The organism is Mycobacterium sp. NGS54, assembly GCF_059812465.1.
This window is the reverse complement of sequence record NZ_JCALCS010000004.1, coordinates 676,130-693,146: the sequence shown is the minus strand read 5'-3', so window position 1 is coordinate 693,146 and position 17,017 is coordinate 676,130. Positions and strand designations below refer to the sequence as shown.

General features: G+C 69.9%; 12 protein-coding genes, 1 tRNA gene and 1 pseudogene. 6 read left to right on the top strand and 8 right to left on the bottom strand.

Going from position 1 to position 17,017, the window contains the following annotated elements:
• The 4 genes and pseudogenes from AC5Y5E_RS15890 to AC5Y5E_RS15875 form a co-directional block, all read right to left on the bottom strand.
• Positions 1 to 924, bottom strand: a 924-nt coding sequence (locus AC5Y5E_RS15890) for a PE family protein (RefSeq protein WP_499903901.1), incomplete at its 3' end; no start/stop codon positions are given.
• Between the two features lie 197 nt (positions 925 to 1,121).
• A complete protein-coding gene (locus AC5Y5E_RS15885; RefSeq protein WP_499903900.1) occupies positions 1,122 to 2,159 on the bottom strand; it encodes a PAS domain-containing protein in 1,038 nt (345 codons plus the stop codon).
• Positions 2,160 to 2,555: 396 nt separating this feature from the next.
• Positions 2,556 to 3,413, bottom strand: a pseudogene (locus AC5Y5E_RS15880) (PE family protein); the annotation flags it as partial.
• A gap of 186 nt (positions 3,414 to 3,599) precedes the next feature.
• Entirely contained in the window at positions 3,600 to 5,927 is a 2,328-nt protein-coding gene (locus AC5Y5E_RS15875) for a DEAD/DEAH box helicase (protein ID WP_499903899.1), read from the bottom strand.
• 258 nt (positions 5,928 to 6,185) lie between these two features.
• Here AC5Y5E_RS15875 and cspA point away from each other — a divergent pair, with 258 nt between their 5' ends.
• The 3 genes from cspA to topA all read left to right on the top strand — a co-directional run bounded on the left by cspA (position 6,186) and on the right by topA (position 10,101).
• Positions 6,186 to 6,389 (top strand): cold shock protein CspA, encoded by a 204-nt coding sequence (cspA, locus tag AC5Y5E_RS15870; RefSeq protein ID WP_007166602.1) that lies wholly within the window; start codon positions 6,186 to 6,188, stop codon positions 6,387 to 6,389.
• A 124-nt stretch (positions 6,390 to 6,513) separates the two neighbouring features.
• Positions 6,514 to 7,107, top strand: a complete 594-nt coding sequence (locus AC5Y5E_RS15865) for a hypothetical protein (RefSeq protein WP_499903898.1) — start codon at positions 6,514 to 6,516, stop codon at positions 7,105 to 7,107.
• 192 nt (positions 7,108 to 7,299) lie between these two features.
• Positions 7,300 to 10,101 (top strand): type I DNA topoisomerase, encoded by a 2,802-nt coding sequence (gene topA / locus AC5Y5E_RS15860; RefSeq protein WP_499903897.1) that lies wholly within the window; start codon positions 7,300 to 7,302, stop codon positions 10,099 to 10,101.
• Here topA and AC5Y5E_RS15855 read toward each other — a convergent pair.
• The gene (locus tag AC5Y5E_RS15855; RefSeq protein ID WP_499903896.1) at positions 10,098 to 11,795 is read right to left on the bottom strand and encodes an adenylate/guanylate cyclase domain-containing protein; all 1,698 of its coding nucleotides are present in this window, start codon (positions 11,793 to 11,795) and stop codon (positions 10,098 to 10,100) included. The genes topA and AC5Y5E_RS15855 overlap by 4 nt on opposite strands.
• Before the next feature lie 63 nt (positions 11,796 to 11,858).
• Between AC5Y5E_RS15855 and AC5Y5E_RS15850 the strand changes: the two genes are divergently transcribed.
• Positions 11,859 to 13,067 carry a DNA polymerase III subunit delta' gene (locus AC5Y5E_RS15850; RefSeq protein WP_499903895.1) on the top strand — a complete coding sequence of 403 codons (1,209 nt, stop codon included), beginning with the start codon at positions 11,859 to 11,861 and terminating at the stop codon, positions 13,065 to 13,067.
• Positions 13,068 to 13,128: 61 nt separating this feature from the next.
• Positions 13,129 to 13,204, top strand: a tRNA-Thr gene (locus tag AC5Y5E_RS15845).
• A 27-nt stretch (positions 13,205 to 13,231) separates the two neighbouring features.
• On the opposite strand, the gene AC5Y5E_RS15840 is transcribed toward AC5Y5E_RS15845, so the two are convergent.
• Entirely contained in the window at positions 13,232 to 15,049 is a 1,818-nt protein-coding gene (locus AC5Y5E_RS15840) for a hypothetical protein (protein WP_499903894.1), read from the bottom strand.
• Between AC5Y5E_RS15840 and AC5Y5E_RS15835 the strand changes: the two genes are divergently transcribed.
• A complete protein-coding gene (locus AC5Y5E_RS15835) occupies positions 15,015 to 15,959 on the top strand; it encodes an NAD-dependent epimerase/dehydratase family protein (RefSeq protein ID WP_499903893.1) in 945 nt (314 codons plus the stop codon). The genes AC5Y5E_RS15840 and AC5Y5E_RS15835 overlap by 35 nt on opposite strands.
• Here the strand turns inward: AC5Y5E_RS15835 and AC5Y5E_RS15830 are convergent.
• Positions 15,956 to 16,297, bottom strand: a complete 342-nt coding sequence (locus tag AC5Y5E_RS15830; RefSeq protein ID WP_499903892.1) for a DUF2304 domain-containing protein — start codon at positions 16,295 to 16,297, stop codon at positions 15,956 to 15,958. The genes AC5Y5E_RS15835 and AC5Y5E_RS15830 overlap by 4 nt on opposite strands.
• Positions 16,294 to 16,995: a polyprenyl-phospho-N-acetylgalactosaminyl synthase PpgS gene (gene ppgS, locus AC5Y5E_RS15825; protein ID WP_499903891.1), complete on the bottom strand. Its 702-nt coding sequence runs from the start codon at positions 16,993 to 16,995 to the stop codon at positions 16,294 to 16,296. Before ppgS ends, AC5Y5E_RS15830 begins: the two co-directional genes overlap by 4 nt.
• Between the last annotated feature and the right edge of the window lie 22 nt (positions 16,996 to 17,017).

Sequence of the window (17,017 nt, the reverse complement as noted above, 5' to 3'; positions counted from 1 at the left end):
GGCGCCGAACACGCCGCCGGCCCCACCGGTGCCACCTGCCCCGCCGAGCCCCGCGGAGGGGTTACCGACCCCGCCGGCGCCGCCGGCCCCACCGGCGGCAAACAGTCCGCCAGCCCCGCCGGTCCCGCCGGACCCGCCCACAAAGCCCGTTCCGCCGGCGCCGCCGACTCCGCCGCGGGCGCCGAACCCGCCGAGCCCGCCAGCGCCGCCGGCGCCGCCGGTGCCGCCGCCCAACCCGCCGAGCCCGCCGGCCCCGCCGACGGCGAACAGCCCGCCCGCGCCGCCAGTGCCGCCGGCGCCGCCGTTGATGCCGAACCCACCTGCCCCACCTGCGCCGCCGGCGCCGAACAACAGGCCGCCGGTCCCGCCCGCCCCACCGCTCCCGCCGGTTGCCGTAGTCGAGCCTCCGCCGGTCCCGCCGGCCCCGCCGATCCCGAACAGCCCGGCCGGCCCACCATTCCCGCCGGGCAGGCCGGACGCTCCGGACCCCCCGGCTCCACCGTTGCCGAGCAAGATCCCGCCGGCCGCGCCGGGCGCCCCGGTCCCGGGGGCCCCGTTCGCGCCGTTGCCGATCAGTGGGCGCCCGAGCGCGGCCTGGAACGGCTCGTTCACCAGGTTGAGCAGCTGCTGGATGGGCGACGCATTGGCCGCTTCGGTGGCCGCGTACGCGGCGGCCCCCGCGGTCAGGGCCTGGACGAACTGCTGATGAAACGCCTCCGCCTGCGCATTGAGGGCCTGATAGCCCTGGCTGTAGGCCCCGAAAGCCGCCGCGATGGCCGCGGACACCTCGTCGGCGGCGGCGGGCACCAATGCCGTCGTGGGTCCGGTCGCAGCCGCACTGGCCGCACCGATCGTCGAACCGATACTCGTCAAATCCGCGGCCGCTGCCGCGAGCGCCTCGGGCGCCGCGATTACGAACGACATGTCACACCTCTAGGTACGTCATGACTCATAAGCCATGCCGACCTGTCGGCGTCGCCGACTCATACGGTCGGCACGATCGCATTCTATGGCGGTCCGCGAAGCATTATTCCGTGGTTAACAAAGGTATTTTCGGCGACTTCCACGGGAGTTTGCCGGTCGGTGTTTCCCGGGGACGGCCGCCGGACCTGCCGGGATGATCAGGCGGTGGTATTCCCTGCGTTTGGTAGTCCCGCCTCGGTGACCTCCGCCTCGGTCGGAAGTCGCAGCGAGACCAGTCCGGCGAAGGTGTCCGGTTCGAGTTCCACCTTGTTGACCGTGACGTGCACGGGCACCCAGTCGTCGTCGTGGCCCCGCATGCGCAGCACCCGACTCGTCGGGCCGTCAACGAATTCCTTTGTCATGGAGTCCTTTAGATGCTCGTCGTCCGGATGGACCTTCGGCCTGTCCGTGCTGACGCCCCGCCAGTCGTAGAACGGGCAGGGCTCGTCGAGCCATTTCAGCAGGGCCCAGGTCTGCAGGTCGACGAGGGCCCGGTGGACTCCGGCCTGGGCCAGTCCGTTGAGGATCCGTTGCGCGAGATCGTCGGTGGATACCACCGGGCCCTTGAGCTCCGATCGCCAGTTCATCGCCCGGGCGACCAGGTGGTCGCGGCCGTCCGGCCCGGGTTCCACCATGGTCCGCGCGACAAAGCCGATCCGAATCGGATTGCCCTGCCAATCGGTGAGATCCCATGTGCTGCAGATGGTTTGGTCGGGTTTGGCCCGAACCGCCATGGCGAGCACCTTCGTTTCGTTCGGGTTGAGCTCGCGCGAGGGGAGGTCCTCGGCGAAGGCCCTGCCGAACGTCACTTCGACGTCGGGATTCTTGCCGCTATTGGTCAGCGACTCCCGGGTATCGGTGGCCACCCCGAGGGTGAGGTCCCACTTCAACGGGCCGGGGATCGGCCGCTCGGACGGGTCGGCGTCGGCCGGCCCGGTCCACACGTGCACGCCGTGGATCTGGCCGTCGGACATCATCACCGGCTCGGTGCGGATGACGCGGTCGCGCTTGGTGGTGATGCTGGTCAGGCTCTGGCCGGTCTGCACCGACTCGGCGATCGCGGTCCGCACGGCGGCGAGATGCGGGCTGCGGCGCAGGAATGTCGTGATCGGGATGAGGTTTTTGAGTTGGCGACCCTGCGCCACGACGGCGGGCTCGCCCCCCAACGTCTCCACGAGCAACCAGTCGTGGGCCATGTGCGCATTTTACGGCGGTGCGACGGCCGGTTACGCCGGTGCTCGACCGGCGCCGACGGGATTGCGAACGGATCGCATTTCCGCCCATTTGGAGCGCGGCGCGGTGGTACGTTGAAGTTTCCTCAGCAGTGAGGAATGGCGCCCGTCACGACGCGCGTTCGTGGAGGTCGACCGTTGAGGGGTTGGTCGCCGTCCCGGTATTGGTTGGCGTGATTCGCCGCCCAACTTCGTATGCGCCTGCCAGCGCGCGGTGCATTCGCTACGGCGACACGTCAATCCCGTTCAGTCCCAGCAGCAGCCCACCGGGTCCAGGAACCTTCCCGGCATGGCGGGCCCAAGCCCTGTCACGCCGTGGCAACCCCTTTACTACCCATTGGCCCCGTCATGGCCGATCAGCAGCCCATGCTTGCCGCCAAGGCCACCGCTGCCACCGATGTCCCCACCGTTACCGCCGTTACCCCCGTCACCGATCAGCAGGCCGGCGTTGCCGCCGGCTCCGCCTGCCCCGCCGACCGGGCCGACTACCTGGAATGAACCGGCTCCTCCGGCACCGCCGGCTCCACCGTGGCCGAACAATAGGGCGGCCCCACCCGCGCCACCGGACCCGCCGTTGGCAAGCAGTGAAACACCGCCGGCACCGCCAGCGCCCCCGGCGCCGAACAGCCACCCGCCGGTCCCGCCGGTGCCGCCAGCCCCGCCGTTGGCCCCAGCGGCTATTGTCGGGCCGCCCCGGCCGCCGGTCCCGCCGTTGCCCCACAAACCTGCGGCTCCACCGTTGCCGCCGGCCAGGCCATCAGCACCTGATCCCCCTTTGCCGCCATTGCCGAACAGGATTCCGCCGGCCCCGCCGTTTTGTCCGGTGCCGGCCGCCCCGTCGGCGCCGTTGCCGATGAGCGGACGCCCCAGCAACGCTTCGGTTGGGGCGTTGATCACGGAGAGAAAATCGTCCGCGAGGACGTTTAACAGCCCCTCGTTGGTGGCCTCAGCGCTCGAGTAGGCCGCGGCGCCGCCGCTCAACCCCCCTACGAATTGGTCGTGCAACGCCGCGAAGCGGGCGCTCAACGCCTGATACTGCTCACCACTAGCGCCGAACAGCGCCGCAACAGCGAGTGACACCTCGTCCTCGGCGGCGGCCAGCACCGTTGTCGTGGGCGCCGCCGCGGTTGCGGTGGCCTCGCGAAAGTTCGAACCGATACTGGCCAGGTCGGCGGCTGCCGCAGCCACCGCCTCCGGTGTTGCTGCGACGAACGACATCGGGCACCTCCCGAATAGTTGCCTAACGTGCGGGGCCCGACGGCGACGGGTTGTGTAGGAGCGTACCCGCTGGCCTGGTCGCATGGCTGGCTTGATGGAATTCTGCGGCCAGTCCCGATGCCAAGCCGTCCGACCGGTTAGCGCGGCGCTGACCCCAACCACCCGACGGCCGTCTACCGGATCTTCTTAGGGTGATTCGCGACCCAATTCCGCGAGCACCAGCCGCAGCACGAGTACGGCCCCGGCCTTGTCGAGTGGATCGTTGCCATTGCCGCATTTGGGGGATTGCACGCACGAGGGGCATCCGCTCGGGCATTCGCACGCCTCGATCGCGGCGGCCGTCGCGCCCAACCAGGTGCGGGCCCGGCGGAATCCGCGTTCGGCGAATCCCGCCCCGCCGGGGTAGCCGTCGTAGACGAAGACGGTGGGCAGCCCGTCGGGACCGATCGCGGTGGACAGGCCGCCGATGTCGCCGCGGTCGCAGCTGGCCACCAGGGGCAGCAGGCCGATGGCCGCGTGCTCGGCGGCGTGCAGCGACCCCGGAACGCGCGGCGCCTCGATACCGTTGCGCAGCAACGCATCCGGCGAAATGGTGTACATGGCGGCGGTGGTGGGCAGCACGTGCTCGGGCATGTCCAGCTCGATGAAGTCGATCACCTCCCCGGACATCCGGCGACGCAGGTAGCCCACCACCCGATGGGTGACTCGGACGGGCGCGAGGCCCAGGGTGACGGGCCCGAAGGTCAACCGCTCGCCGCTGCCGGTGACCACGATGTCGGTGAGCTCGCGCGCGAACGTCGCGTACCCGGGATCCTCGGCATGCACGAACGCGATCCCGTCCTCGGTGTCCAGGGAGTCGACGACGTAGGTCTCGCCCTGGTGCAGATACACCGCCCCGGGGTGCACCGTGGCCGGGGCCCGATCGACCCCGGCGCTGCCCAGCAGCCGCCCGGTGTCCGCCTCGACGATGACGATCTGGCCGCCCGCTGACCCGCGGATGTCCACCGCCCCGTGCGGTTGTATCCCGGCCGCGGGAAAGTACTTGTCGTTGCGCCGCCGCAGCAACCCGTCGTCGACCAGGCCCTGGGCCACCTCGATGGCGCCGAAATCCCGGATCTCGGTTTCATCCAGCGGCATTTCGGTTGCCGCGCAAAGTAGTTGGGGTCCGAGAATGTAGGGGTTGGCGGGGTCGATGACGACCCGCTCGACCGGCTTGTCCAGCAGCGCCGTCGGGTGGTGGACCAGATAGGTGTCCAGGGGATCGTCGCGGGCGATCAGGACGACCAGCGCACCCTGGCCCCGTCGGCCCGACCGGCCGGCCTGCTGCCAGAACGACGCGACCGTCCCCGGGAAACCGGCGAGCACCACCGCGTCCAGTCCGGCGATGTCCACGCCGAGCTCCAGCGCGTTGGTGGTGGCCAGGCCGCGCAGCCGGCCCTCGGCCAGGGCGCGCTCCAGCGCGGTGCGGTCCTCGGCAAGATAACCGGCCCGGTACGACGCCACTTTCGCCGACAGGTCCGGGGCGACGTCCTCGAGCCGCGCCCGCGCACCCAGCGCGGTCAGCTCGGCGGCGCGGCGCGAGCGGACGAACGTCAGCGTTTGCGCGCCCTCGGCGATCAGGTCGGCCATCACCCGCGCCGCCTCGGCGCCGGCGGACCGGCGCACCGGCGCACCGTTCTCACCGGTCAGATCGGTCCGCAACGCGGGTTCCCACAACGCCACGGTCCGCGCCCCCTGCGGCGAGCCGTCCTCGGTGACCTCCGCCACCGGACGGCCGATGAGCTCGGCGGCGGTCGCGCCCGGCGAATCGGTCGTGGCACTGGCGAAGACGACGGTGGGCGCCGACGAGTAGCGCTCGCACAGCCGCAACAGCCGGCGCAGGACCATCGCCACGTTCGAGCCGAAAACCCCACGGTAGTAATGGCATTCGTCGACGATCACGAAGCGAAGGCCCCGCAACAGGACCGCCCAGCGGGCGTGGTTGCGCAGGATCGACAGATGGATCATGTCGGGGTTGGAAAACAGCCATCGCGAGCGTTCGCGCGCGAAGCGTCGCACCTCGGCCGGGCTGTCGCCGTCGTAGGCGGTGGGCGCGACCCCGAAACCAGCCTCGCGCAGCCGGGGAACGGCGGCGGTCAGCGCGTGCGCCGTGCGCAACTGGTCGTGGCCCAGCGCCTTGGTCGGCGACAGGTAGAGCACCCGGGCCCGCGGGTCCGTCGCCAGCGCGTTGAGGACGGGAAGCTGATAGGCCAACGACTTGCCCGACGCGGTGCCGGTGCTGATCACCACGTGGCGCCCGGCGTGGGCCAGTTCCGCGGCCTGGAATTGGTGTGACCACGGCGCTTCGACGCCCCGCTCGGCGAACGCGCGAACCACCTCGGGCTCGGCCCACTGGGGCCAGCCGTGGGCTTGGCCGGTGCGCGCGGGCAGCTCGGCGACGTGGCGCAGCGGGCGCTCGTTCGCCGCGGTTCCGGCGAGCGCGACGGCCAGCAGGTCGGCGCCGAAACTCGCCACGTGACACCCTCCAAGCATCCGCCTAAGGATCCGTTAAGACGCAAGTCTGTCGCGGACGCGATGAACATGGTTGACTGATTGCGGTCGCAGCTTCTGTGTTCGTGTAAAACTTTCGCAGGAACAACGTTGCGGCCGCGGTTCCTGCGAGGTTATCGGTCGGGTGAAGTTCCGGCGACTACGCGAGGTATGGCGGTCGCAGCTGGCCCGGGGCATCGAAAGGCGGTGCCCCGCACCCATAAGAAAAGGAAAGATCGAGAGATGCCACAGGGAACTGTGAAGTGGTTCAACGCGGAGAAGGGATTCGGGTTCATTGCGCCCGAAGACGGTTCCGCAGATGTTTTTGTCCACTACACGGAGATCCAGGGTTCGGGCTTCCGCACCCTCGAAGAAAACCAGAAGGTCGAGTTCGAGATCGGCCACAGCCCTAAGGGCCCCCAGGCCACCGGAGTCCGCTCCGTCTGAGACGAGCAGCTTCTCCACGAAACCCCCCGCGCAACTCCGCCCAGCGGAACTCGCCGGGGGGTTTTCGCTTTCCGTTTAGAGCGCCTGAAGGCGAGGACGGTCGACCTGGCCTACTGTCGTTGGCGTGAGCCAGCTTTCCTTCTTCACAGCGGAGTCGGTGCCGCCTGCGGTCGCCGATCTCTCGGGGGTGCTGGCGTCCTCCGGCCAGATCGTCGTGGTCGGGGCTTCGTCTGAAAGCCAGGGTGCCCGCCTTTCGGTGGTCGTGGACCAGCCGTGGCGGGCCAGCGCGCTGGCCGAGATGATTCGCGAGGCGGGTGTGACGCCCGAGATCGGCCGCACCGACGAGGACACCCCCTTGGTGAGGACGGCCGTGACCCCCGCTTTGATCACGCTCGCCGCCGAATGGACCCGGGGCGCGGTCAAGACGGTGCCCCCGCGCTGGCTGCCCGGGCCACGAGAGTTGCGGGCGTGGACGCTGGCGGCCGGCAGCCCGGAGGGCGACCACTATCTACTGGGCCTGGACCCGCACGCGCCCGACACCCATTCCCCGCTGGCGTCGGCGCTGATGCGCGTCGGGATCGCGCCGACCCTGATCGGGACGCGCGGCGGCCGTCCGGCGCTTCGAATCAGCGGCCGGCGCAGGCTGTCGCGCCTGGTAGAGAACGTGGGGGAACCGCCCGACGCCGCGGAGGCGTTGTCGCTGTGGCCCCGCGTCTAGCCGGGCTTTAGGACCCGTTTTTGGGGAAGCCGGTTTGCGCAGGCCCGCCCGAGGGTGCGAAATTGTCAGATGCCCTGAAGCGAAGGAACGCTCGCGTACCTGATTTCACCGGAATTTCGGACGCTGGCCTGTCATCCTTCCTGCAGGGCGGTCTCGCAAGGGGCCGAGATAAGGGATGGAGCGTAAGCGCAGTTGGCTGACCCGAAGCTAAAGGACCGCGTCAGCGGTGGAAATGGGATCCGTAGGCGACTCGTCATCGTCGAGTCGCCCACCAAGGCGCGCAAACTGGCCGGTTACCTGGGTTCCAGCTATATCGTCGAGTCCTCCCGAGGCCACATCCGCGACCTGCCCCGCGCGGCGGCCGACGTGCCCGCCAAGTTCAAGTCCGAGCCGTGGGCCCGGCTCGGCGTCAACGTCGACGCCGACTTCGAGCCGCTCTACATCATCAGCCCGGAGAAGAAGCACACCGTCAGCGAGCTGAAGGGCCTGCTCAAGGACGTCGACGAGCTCTACCTGGCCACGGATGGTGACCGCGAGGGCGAAGCCATCGCGTGGCACTTGCTGGAAACCCTGAAGCCGAACATCCCGGTCAAGCGGATGGTGTTCCACGAGATCACGGAGCCGGCGATCCTGGAGGCCGCCGAAAATCCCCGCGACCTGGACATCGATCTGGTCGACGCCCAGGAGACGCGCCGCATCCTGGACCGGCTGTACGGCTACGAGGTCAGCCCGGTGCTGTGGAAGAAGGTCGCGCCCAAGCTGTCGGCGGGCCGCGTGCAGTCGGTGGCCACCCGCATCATCGTGCAGCGCGAGCGCGACCGGATGGCGTTCCGCAGCGCGTCGTACTGGGACATCGTCGCCCAGCTGGACGCGAGCATCTCCGACCCGCAGGCCCAGCCGCCGACCTTCACCGCCCGGTTGACCAACGTGGACGGCCTGCGCGTCGCGACGGGCCGCGATTTCGACTCGCTGGGCCAGCTGCGCAAGGCGAACGAGGTCGTCATCCTGGACGAGGCCGCCGCGACGGAGCTGGCCACCGGGCTGCGGGGCGCGCAGCTGTCGGTGACGTCGGTGGAAGAGAAGCCCTACACCCGTCGGCCGTACGCGCCGTTCATGACGTCGACGCTGCAGCAGGAGGCCGGCCGCAAGCTGCGGTTCTCGTCCGAGCGCACGATGAGCATCGCGCAGCGCCTCTACGAGAACGGCTACATCACTTATATGCGCACCGACTCGACGACGCTGTCGGAGTCGGCGATCGGCGCGGCGCGCAACCAGGCGCGTCAGCTCTACGGCGAGGAGTACGTCTCGCCGTCGCCGCGCCAGTACACCCGCAAGGTGAAGAACGCCCAGGAGGCGCACGAGGCGATCCGGCCCGCCGGGGAGACCTTCGCGACCCCCGACGCGGTGCGTCGCGAGCTCGACGGCGACGAGTTCCGCCTCTACGAGCTGATCTGGCAGCGCACGGTCGCCTCGCAGATGTCCGACGCGCGCGGCACCACGCTGAGCCTGCGGATCGGCGGCACGGCGGGTGGTCCCGCCGGAGAAAGGCAAGTGACGTTCTCCGCCACCGGGCGCACCATCACGTTCGCCGGCTTCCTGAAGGCCTACGTGGAAACGGTGGACGAGCTGGCCGGCGGCGAGGCCGACGACGCCGAGCGCCGGCTGCCCCACCTGACCGAAGGGCAGCGGTTGGCGGCCCTCGAGCTCACCCCCGACGGCCACGCCACCAACCCGCCGGCGCGTTACACCGAGGCCTCGCTGGTCAAGGCGCTCGAGGAGCTGGGCATCGGCCGGCCGTCGACGTACTCGTCGATCATCAAGACCATTCAGGACCGCGGCTACGTGTACAAGAAGGGCAGTGCCCTGGTGCCGTCCTGGGTCGCGTTCGCGGTCACCGGTCTGCTGGAACAGCATTTCGGCCGGCTGGTGGACTACGGCTTCACCGCGGCGATGGAAGACGAGCTCGACGCGATAGCGTCGGGCAACGAGCAGCGCACCACCTGGCTCAACAACTTCTACTTCGGCGGTGACCACGGCGTGCCGGAGTCGATCGCCCGCTCCGGCGGCCTGAAGAAGCTCGTCGGTGTCAACCTCGAGGGCATCGACGCGCGAGAAGTCAACTCCATCAAGGTGTTTGACGACGCGGAGGGCCGGCCCGTCTATGTCCGGGTGGGCAAGAACGGGCCGTACCTCGAACGCATCGTGACGAACGAGGAGGGCGAGCCCGCGCCGCAGCGGGCCAACCTCAACGACTCGCTGACCCCCGACGAGCTGACGCTGGAGGTGGCCGAGGAGCTTTTCGCCACGCCGCAGGAGGGCCGTTCGCTCGGTGTAGACCCCGAGACCGGCCACGAAATCCTGGCCAAGGACGGCCGTTACGGGCCGTACGTGACCGAGGTGCTGCCCGAGCCGCCGCCGGAGGACGGTGACGCGGCCCCGGCCAAGAAGGGCAAGAAGCCCACCGGCCCCAAGCCCCGCACGGGCTCGCTGCTGCGCAGCATGGACCTGCAGACGGTCACCCTCGAGGACGCACTGAAGCTGCTGTCGCTGCCGCGGGTGGTCGGCACCGACCCCGAATCCGGTGAGCCGATCACCGCGCAGAATGGGCGCTACGGCCCATACCTCAAGCGGGGCAACGATTCTCGTTCGCTGGCGACCGAGGAACAGATCTTCGACATCACGCTCGAAGAGGCGCTGAAGATCTACGCCGAGCCCAAACGCCGTGGCCGGCAGAGCGCTTCGGCGCCGCCGCTGCGCGAGCTGGGTACCGACCCGGCGTCGGGCAAGCCGATGGTCATCAAGGACGGCCGGTTCGGGCCGTACGTCACCGACGGCGAGACCAACGCCAGCCTGCGCAAGGGCGACGACGTGCTGTCGATCACCGACGAGCGCGCCGCCGAGTTGCTGGCCGACCGGCGGGCCCGGGGCCCGGTCAAGCGGCCCGCGAAGAAAACCACCCGCAAGGCGCCGGCGCGGCGGGCGACCAAGCGCTAGCCGCGGACGTCGCTCGGGATCTCTTCTTCCACAACGTCTTCCGGCGTGGCCAGCTTGACGGGCCGGGCCAGCTGGGTCGGCGCCGCGCGCCCGCGCAACTCGACGACCTCGCCGACGTCCCAGCACAGCGCCTCGGCGTCGAGCGCGCCGCTGACCGCGATCGCCGACGCGAGCACGTGCCCGGCCTCCAGCTTGGCGAGCTCGGTGAGCCGCGCGGCCTCGTTGACCGGGTCGCCGATCACCGTGTACTCGAAACGGGCCTGCGCGCCGATGTGGCCGGCGATCGCGCGGCCGGCCGACACCCCGATCCCGAACTCCGCATAACCGATCACCGGGAGGAGTTCGTCGTGCAGCTCGCGGGCGGCCGCGAGCGCGCCGCCGGAGGAGTCGGGGTGTTCGATCGGCGCCCCGAAGATGGCCAGCGCCGCGTCGCCCTGGAACTTGTTGACGAACCCGCCGTGCCTGCCGACGGTGTCGACCACCACGCGGAAGAACTCGTTGAGCAGGTGGACCACCTCGGCGGGCGGCCGGGTGGCGGCCAGCTGCGTGGAGCCGACCAGGTCCACGAACAACACCGCGACGTCGCGCTCCTGGCCGCCCAATTCGGTGCCGCGCTCCAGGGCGCGGCGGGCCACGTCCTCGCCGACGTAGCGGCCGAACAGGTCGCGCAGGCGCTGCCGCTCGGACAGGTCTCGCACCATGTCGTTGAACCCGGCCTGCAGCAGGCCCAGCTCGCTGGCGTCGTAGATCTGCATGTGGGCGTTGTAGTTTCCGCGCTGCACTTCCGACAGCGCCCAGCGCAGCTGGCGCAGCGGGTCCGCGATCGACATGGCCACCAGCAGCGTGCTGACCAGACCGATGCCCAACGCCGCCAACGCCAGCAACAGGATCGGGTTGAACAACTTCTCTGGCGTCGCGTGCAGCAGGGAGGCCTTGTCGGCCACCACCGCCAGCACGATCGCCAGCAGCGGCACCGCGGTGGACAGCATCCAGCTCAGCATCTGGCGCAGGATCACGCCGGGCGCCTTGACATTCTCCGGCACCCCACTGCGCAGGGCCGCGACCGCCACCGGCCGCAGCACCCGCTCGGACTGCAGGTACCCGATGATCGCGGTCGCGGCGGCGCCCAGCGCCGTGGCCACCGCGACGACGGGTGCGGTGTACTTGGCCACCGACCAGCTGGCGATGATGAACACCACGCCGCCGATGCACCAGGCGACCATGCTGGTGATCGTTCGGTAGTACGGCATGCGCAACGCGCGGCTGCGGGCCAACTCGGTGGCGGCCGGGTCGGCATCGGCCAGCAGGTTGTCGCGGCGCTGCCAGCGGAATACCGGCAGCATCAGCCGCAGGTTGAACACGATCCCGGCGAGGAACAGGAACATCACGACGCTGACGAAGACGGCCAGGTTGACCGGCGGCAGGTCCTGCAGCTGGATGCGGTCCTGCGGCGGCAGGCCGTAGCGCAGGAAGCCCAGCACGAACAGACCGCCGATGATGTCGGCCTGCAGCATGCTCAGCGCGAACAGTGGCCACGGCGTGCGCACCACCCACCGGGCGAACGCGCCGATCCGCCCGGGCAGTGCTGCCTCGGTTGCCACCAATCCACCGTATCGGGCAGGGCGGACTTGGCGGAAAACAATAAGGATCTCGGCAAGTCGCCGATACCTGCCGAAACGACCCGGAAATGTCACGGATTCATCCCGATACGGTGGCCGATCGGTATCGGTCGGTCGGTGTCACTACTGTTGCCGGTGATGTCCGGGGTGTTTACGCGGCTGGTAGGCCAGGAGGCCGTCGTTGCCATGCTGCTCGCCGCGGCCCGCGCGGCCCGCGGTGATCCGGCTCACAGCGATCCGGCCGACGGGACTATGACACATGCGTGGCTGATCACCGGCCCGCCGGGTTCTGGCCGTTCGGTGGCCGCGCTGTGCTTCGCGGCCGCCCTGCAGTGCACGTCCGACGGCGAGCCGGGCTGCGGGCAGTGTCGGGCCTGCACGACGACCATGGCCGGCACCCACGCCGACGTGCGGCGGGTGATCCCCGAGGGCCTGTCCATCGGCGTCGACGAGATGCGCGCCATCGTGCAGATCGCGTCGCGGCGCCCGACGACCGGGCACCGGCAGATCGTGGTCATCGAGGACGCCGACCGGCTGACCGAGGGCGCCGCGAACGCGCTGCTGAAGGTGGTCGAGGAACCCCCGCCGTCGACGGTGTTCCTGCTGTGCGCGCCGTCGGTGGATCCCGAGGACATCGCGGTAACGCTGCGCTCCCGGTGCCGCCACGTCGCGCTGGTGACCCCGCCGACCGAGGCGATCGCGCGCGTCCTGGTCGACAGCGACGGCCTGGACGCCGACACCGCCAACTGGGCCGCGTCGGTCAGCGGCGGGCACGTGGGGCGGGCGCGCCGGCTGGCCACCGATTCCGAGGCGCGGCAGCGACGGGAGCGGGCACTCGGCCTGGTGCGCGACGCCGCGACCCCGTCGCGCGCCTACGCCGCCGCCGAGGAACTGGTGGCCGCCGCCGAGGCCGAGGCCGTGGTGCTGACCGCGGACCGGGCGGAGGCCGAGACCGAGGAGCTGCGGACGGCGCTCGGTGCCGGCGGCACGGGCAAGGGCACCGCGGGCGCGATGCGGGGTGCCACCGGCGCGATCAAAGACCTTGAGCGACGGCAGAAGTCGCGTCAGACGCGGGCGTCGCGCGATGCCCTGGACCGGGCCCTGATCGACCTCGCGACGTACTTCCGCGATGCGCTGGTGGTGTCGGCGAACGCCGGCGGCGTCCAGGCCAATCACCCGGACATGGCCGACCGGGTGGCGGCCCTGGCCGCCCACGCCTCGCCCGAGAAGCTGCTGCGCTGCATCGAGGCGGTACTCGAGTGCCGCGAGGCGCTGGCGATCAACGTCAAACCCAAGTTCGCGGTGGACGCGATGGTCGCCACCTTCGGCCAGGAACTGCGGGATTGACCTCCGGCGACTTGGGCGGGTCGGGCCGACTGCCGTAGACTCGTGCCGCCCGTCGGGGCACGCCACCTTAGCTCAGTCGGTAGAGCGGCTCACTCGTAATGAGCAGGTCAGGAGTTCGATTCTCCTAGGTGGCTCCACCTTCTTGCCGAACGTGCGGCGGGCCGCTAGGCCGGCGCGACGAACCCGACCGGTCCCGACGCCAGGCACAACGACAGCGCGGTGGTGTTGGCCCGCACGGTGATCGCGTCCCCGGCGCCGGGCAGCCGAACAAAGACCCGATTCAAACCCGGATGCACCGGCACCTTGACGTCGGGCCCCTCGGCCAGCGACAGCGTCATCGAACCCTCGCTGTTGGCCAGGTAATTGAGCTCGACGGTCCAATCGGCGGGCAGTAGCGGGCCGTCGAGCACCAGCCGCGCCGGCTTGTCCGGCTGGGCGAAGTAGCCGCACTGCGGCATCGGCCCCGGCGCGATGGTGCGGACCCAGGTGACCCGCGCCTTGATCAGCCGGCCCGAGCTATCGATCATGCGCAATTGGGTTGTCGCCGAATCGAATTCGGGCCGGTCACGCAGCAGGGCGAACATGTGGCTGGCCAGATTCTCGGGCGCGGCCACCCGTTGCAGCACCAGCGGATCGACCTCCTGATCCAACAGCGGTGCGTCCGAAACAGCATGCGCCGCGGCCAAACTGGCGCGCGCGTTCTGCAGGTACGGCTGCGCGGGGTTGTCGCGCCAGCTGGCGAGAAATGTCCACGTCGAATACAGGCTGCTGGTCACGAACGCCACCGCCACAACCGCCGTGACCACGGTGCGTTGGCGCGAGGAGTCCAGCCAGCGGGCCGCGGCCGGCCGGTTGGGCGCGCACAGCGCGACGGCGGCCAGCAGCGCCAGCACCACGACAAGATCGGGGAAATACCGCATGGTCTGGGCCAATTCCAGCGCGGTGAACCGTGATGACCGCATCAAATAGATCGGCACCTGGCACGCGACGGTGTAACCGGCCGCGGTCAGCCACACCGGCACGATGCGTTGCTTGCGTAACAGCGACAGCGCGACCAGGCCGGCCAGCCCCAGCCAGCCCAGCGCCATCGCCGACGGCGGGGGAGTCGCCCACGGCGAGGCCGGTGCCCAGCGATCCCAGTGCCACGGCCCGCCGACCAGCCCCGGCACGATGCCGTGGGTGATCGATCGCCACAGCAGGTCCCCCGTCATCGCGAGGTCGGTGCTCCACCGCTTCTGGTTGACCACGGCCAGGTACAGCGCCACCCATGCGGCGGTCAGCGCCAGCGACGCGACCCACAGCCGCCGCCCGGCCCGCCACACCGTCCGCAGCGGGGACCGGTCGCCCCGCACGTGCGCCAGCAACGCGGCCACCGCGAAGGCGACGAACGGAATCACGGCGGCCTTCTCGAAGAACAGCAGCCCGCCGAGGTAGACCAGCACGCCGGTCAGCGCGTAGCGCCCGTTCCCGGTGCGGACCAGCAGGATCGCGTCGGCGCACACGCAGGCCAGCGCCGCCAACATCGGCAGCGAGTTCAGCGCCGCCGCCCACCAGGCGAAGCCTGGCACGGCCAGCGGCGTGAACAGCGCGAACGTCAACGGCAACAGCAGCACCCGTCGCCAGCCGAGGATGACGTACAGCGCCCGCAACAGCGCCAGCGACGCCAGCAGCTGCAGCACCACCAGGCTGATCGCCGGGCCCGTCCAGTTCAGCGGCGCCAGCCGGGTGATCGCGCCGGCGAGCAGGAACGCGGCCGGCATCAGGTGGCCGTCGTGGTCGTCGAAAAGGTAGGACGGCGACAGCAGGCCCTGCGTGCCGGCCTTGCCGACGAGGATCAGGTCGTCCCAGTAGAAGTAGCCCCCGAAGGCAAGCACCGCCCGGACCCCCAGCTGGGCGACGACGAGTGCGGCGGCTACCGCGATGACCCCCCGCTTGTATGGTGGGCCGGTGCGCGCACTGGTCACCGGGGGAGCCGGATTCATCGGGTCGACGTTAGTCGACCGTCTACTGGCCGACGGTCACACGGTGGTGGGCCTGGACAACTTCGCCACCGGGCGCGCGACCAACGTCGAGCATCTGGCCGACGACCCGGCGCACGTCTTCGTCGAGGCGGACATCGTGACCGCCGACCTGCACGCGATCCTCGACGAGCACCGCCCGGAGGTGGTCTTTCACCTGGCCGCGCAGATCGACGTCCGGCACTCGGTGGCCAATCCCCAGTTCGACGCGTCGGTCAACGTCATCGGCACCATCCGCCTGGCCGAGGCGGCGCGCCAGACCGGGGTTCGCAAGATCGTGCATACCTCGTCGGGGGGATCCATCTACGGGACGCCGCCGGTGTACCCGACTCCCGAGACGGTGCCCACCGACCCGTCGTCGCCCTACGCCGCGGGCAAAGTGGCCGGCGAAATCTACCTGAACACCTTCCGCAACCTGTACGGCCTGGATTGCTCGCACATCGCGCCCGCCAACGTGTACGGCCCCCGCCAGGACCCGCACGGCGAGGCGGGCGTGGTGGCGATCTTCGCCCAGGCGTTGCTGGCGGGCAAGCCCACCAAGGTGTTCGGGGACGGGGGCAAGACCCGCGACTACGTCTACGTCGACGACGTGGTCGACGCGTTCGTCAAGGCCGCCGGCGACGCGGGCGGCGGGCAGCGGTTCAACGTCGGCACCGGCATCGAAACCTCGGACCGCCAACTGCATTCGGCGGTGGCCGCGGCCGTCGGCGGGCCCGACGACCCGGAGTTCCACCCCGACCGCCTGGGCGACCTGAAGCGATCCTGCCTCGACATCGGTTTGGCCGAACGGGTTTTGGGCTGGCGTCCGAAGGTGCAGCTCGACGAGGGCGTGCGCCGCACGGTCGAGTACTTCCGCAAGGCGCACACGGCCTAGCGCAGCTCGGGCGCCTGCGCGCCCTCCAACGCCACCGCGCGGGCCAGCCGCGCGTAGCGCAACTCCAAGTCCTTGAAGCGCATGTAGGTGCTCAGGGTGGTGAAGCTGAACGCGATGATCAGCGCGTAGAGCATCAGGTCGGTGCCGCGGCGCACCCCGAACCAGTGCGCGACCACCGTCGTGTCGTCGGGCCGCAGCACGGCGTAGATGCCGCCGAACACGAACAGGACGTATCCGACCTTGACCCACGCCTTGGACCGCGAGCTCCTGCGGGACCGCAACAGATAGACCAGCAGGGCGACGATCGCCCCGATCAAAAGCACCTGGATCCAGTTCATCTCGGAATCCTCCCTCGCAGAAAGCCGTCGAAGACGATGTTGACGCCGTTGAGCAGGGGCTGCCCCTTCGACTTCGAGTATTCGGTGTAGAGCACCTCGACCGGTTGTTCGGCTACGCGCCAATGGTTTTCGGCGATCAGCATGACGAATTCGTTGGCGTGGCTCATGCCGCTCATGGTGATGTCCAGGCCGTCGGCGACCTTCTTGTTGAACACCCGCAGTCCATTGTTGGTGTCGGTCAAGCCAAGTCGGCGACCGCGCCGGCTCAGCCGCGCCGCGGTCTGCAGCACGATCCGCTTGAACAGCGGTGGCCGGCTGCCCTCGCGCGAAGCGAACCGGGTCCCGATGACGACGTCGACGTCACCCACCGCCAGCCGGTCGATCATCGCGGTCACGTCTTTGACGCGGTGCTGGCCGTCGGCGTCGAACGTGACGAAGACCTGCGCCCCGGGCTGCCGGCGGGCGTACTCGACGCCGGTCTGGATGGCCGCGCCCTGGCCCAGGTTGACCGGATGGCGCACCAGGTGAGCCCCGGCCCGCCGGGCGATCTCGCCGGTGCCGTCGGTGCTGCCGTCGTCCACGCAGACGACGTGGTCGAAAGTCGAGCGCACGTCGGCTATCACGTCGCCGATGACCTCGGCTTCGTTGAAGGCGGGAATGACGATCCAGACGTCCGGGTAGCGCGATTCAGTGCCCATTTATGCCCACCAGGTTAGCCAG

What these genes read in the sequence shown, in the direction of transcription:
- AC5Y5E_RS15885 (WP_499903900.1), bottom strand. Translation starts at nt 2,159, where the DNA reads ATGGCCCACGACTGGTTGCTCGTGGAGACGTTGGGGGGCGAGCCCGCC.
- cspA (WP_007166602.1), top strand. Translation starts at nt 6,186, where the DNA reads ATGCCACAGGGAACTGTGAAGTGGTTCAACGCGGAGAAGGGATTCGGG.
- AC5Y5E_RS15850 (WP_499903895.1), top strand. Translation starts at nt 11,859, where the DNA reads ATGTCCGGGGTGTTTACGCGGCTGGTAGGCCAGGAGGCCGTCGTTGCC.
- AC5Y5E_RS15840 (WP_499903894.1), bottom strand. Translation starts at nt 15,049, where the DNA reads ATGAATCCGGCTCCCCCGGTGACCAGTGCGCGCACCGGCCCACCATAC.
- AC5Y5E_RS15830 (WP_499903892.1), bottom strand. Translation starts at nt 16,297, where the DNA reads ATGAACTGGATCCAGGTGCTTTTGATCGGGGCGATCGTCGCCCTGCTG.
- ppgS (WP_499903891.1), bottom strand. Translation starts at nt 16,995, where the DNA reads ATGGGCACTGAATCGCGCTACCCGGACGTCTGGATCGTCATTCCCGCC.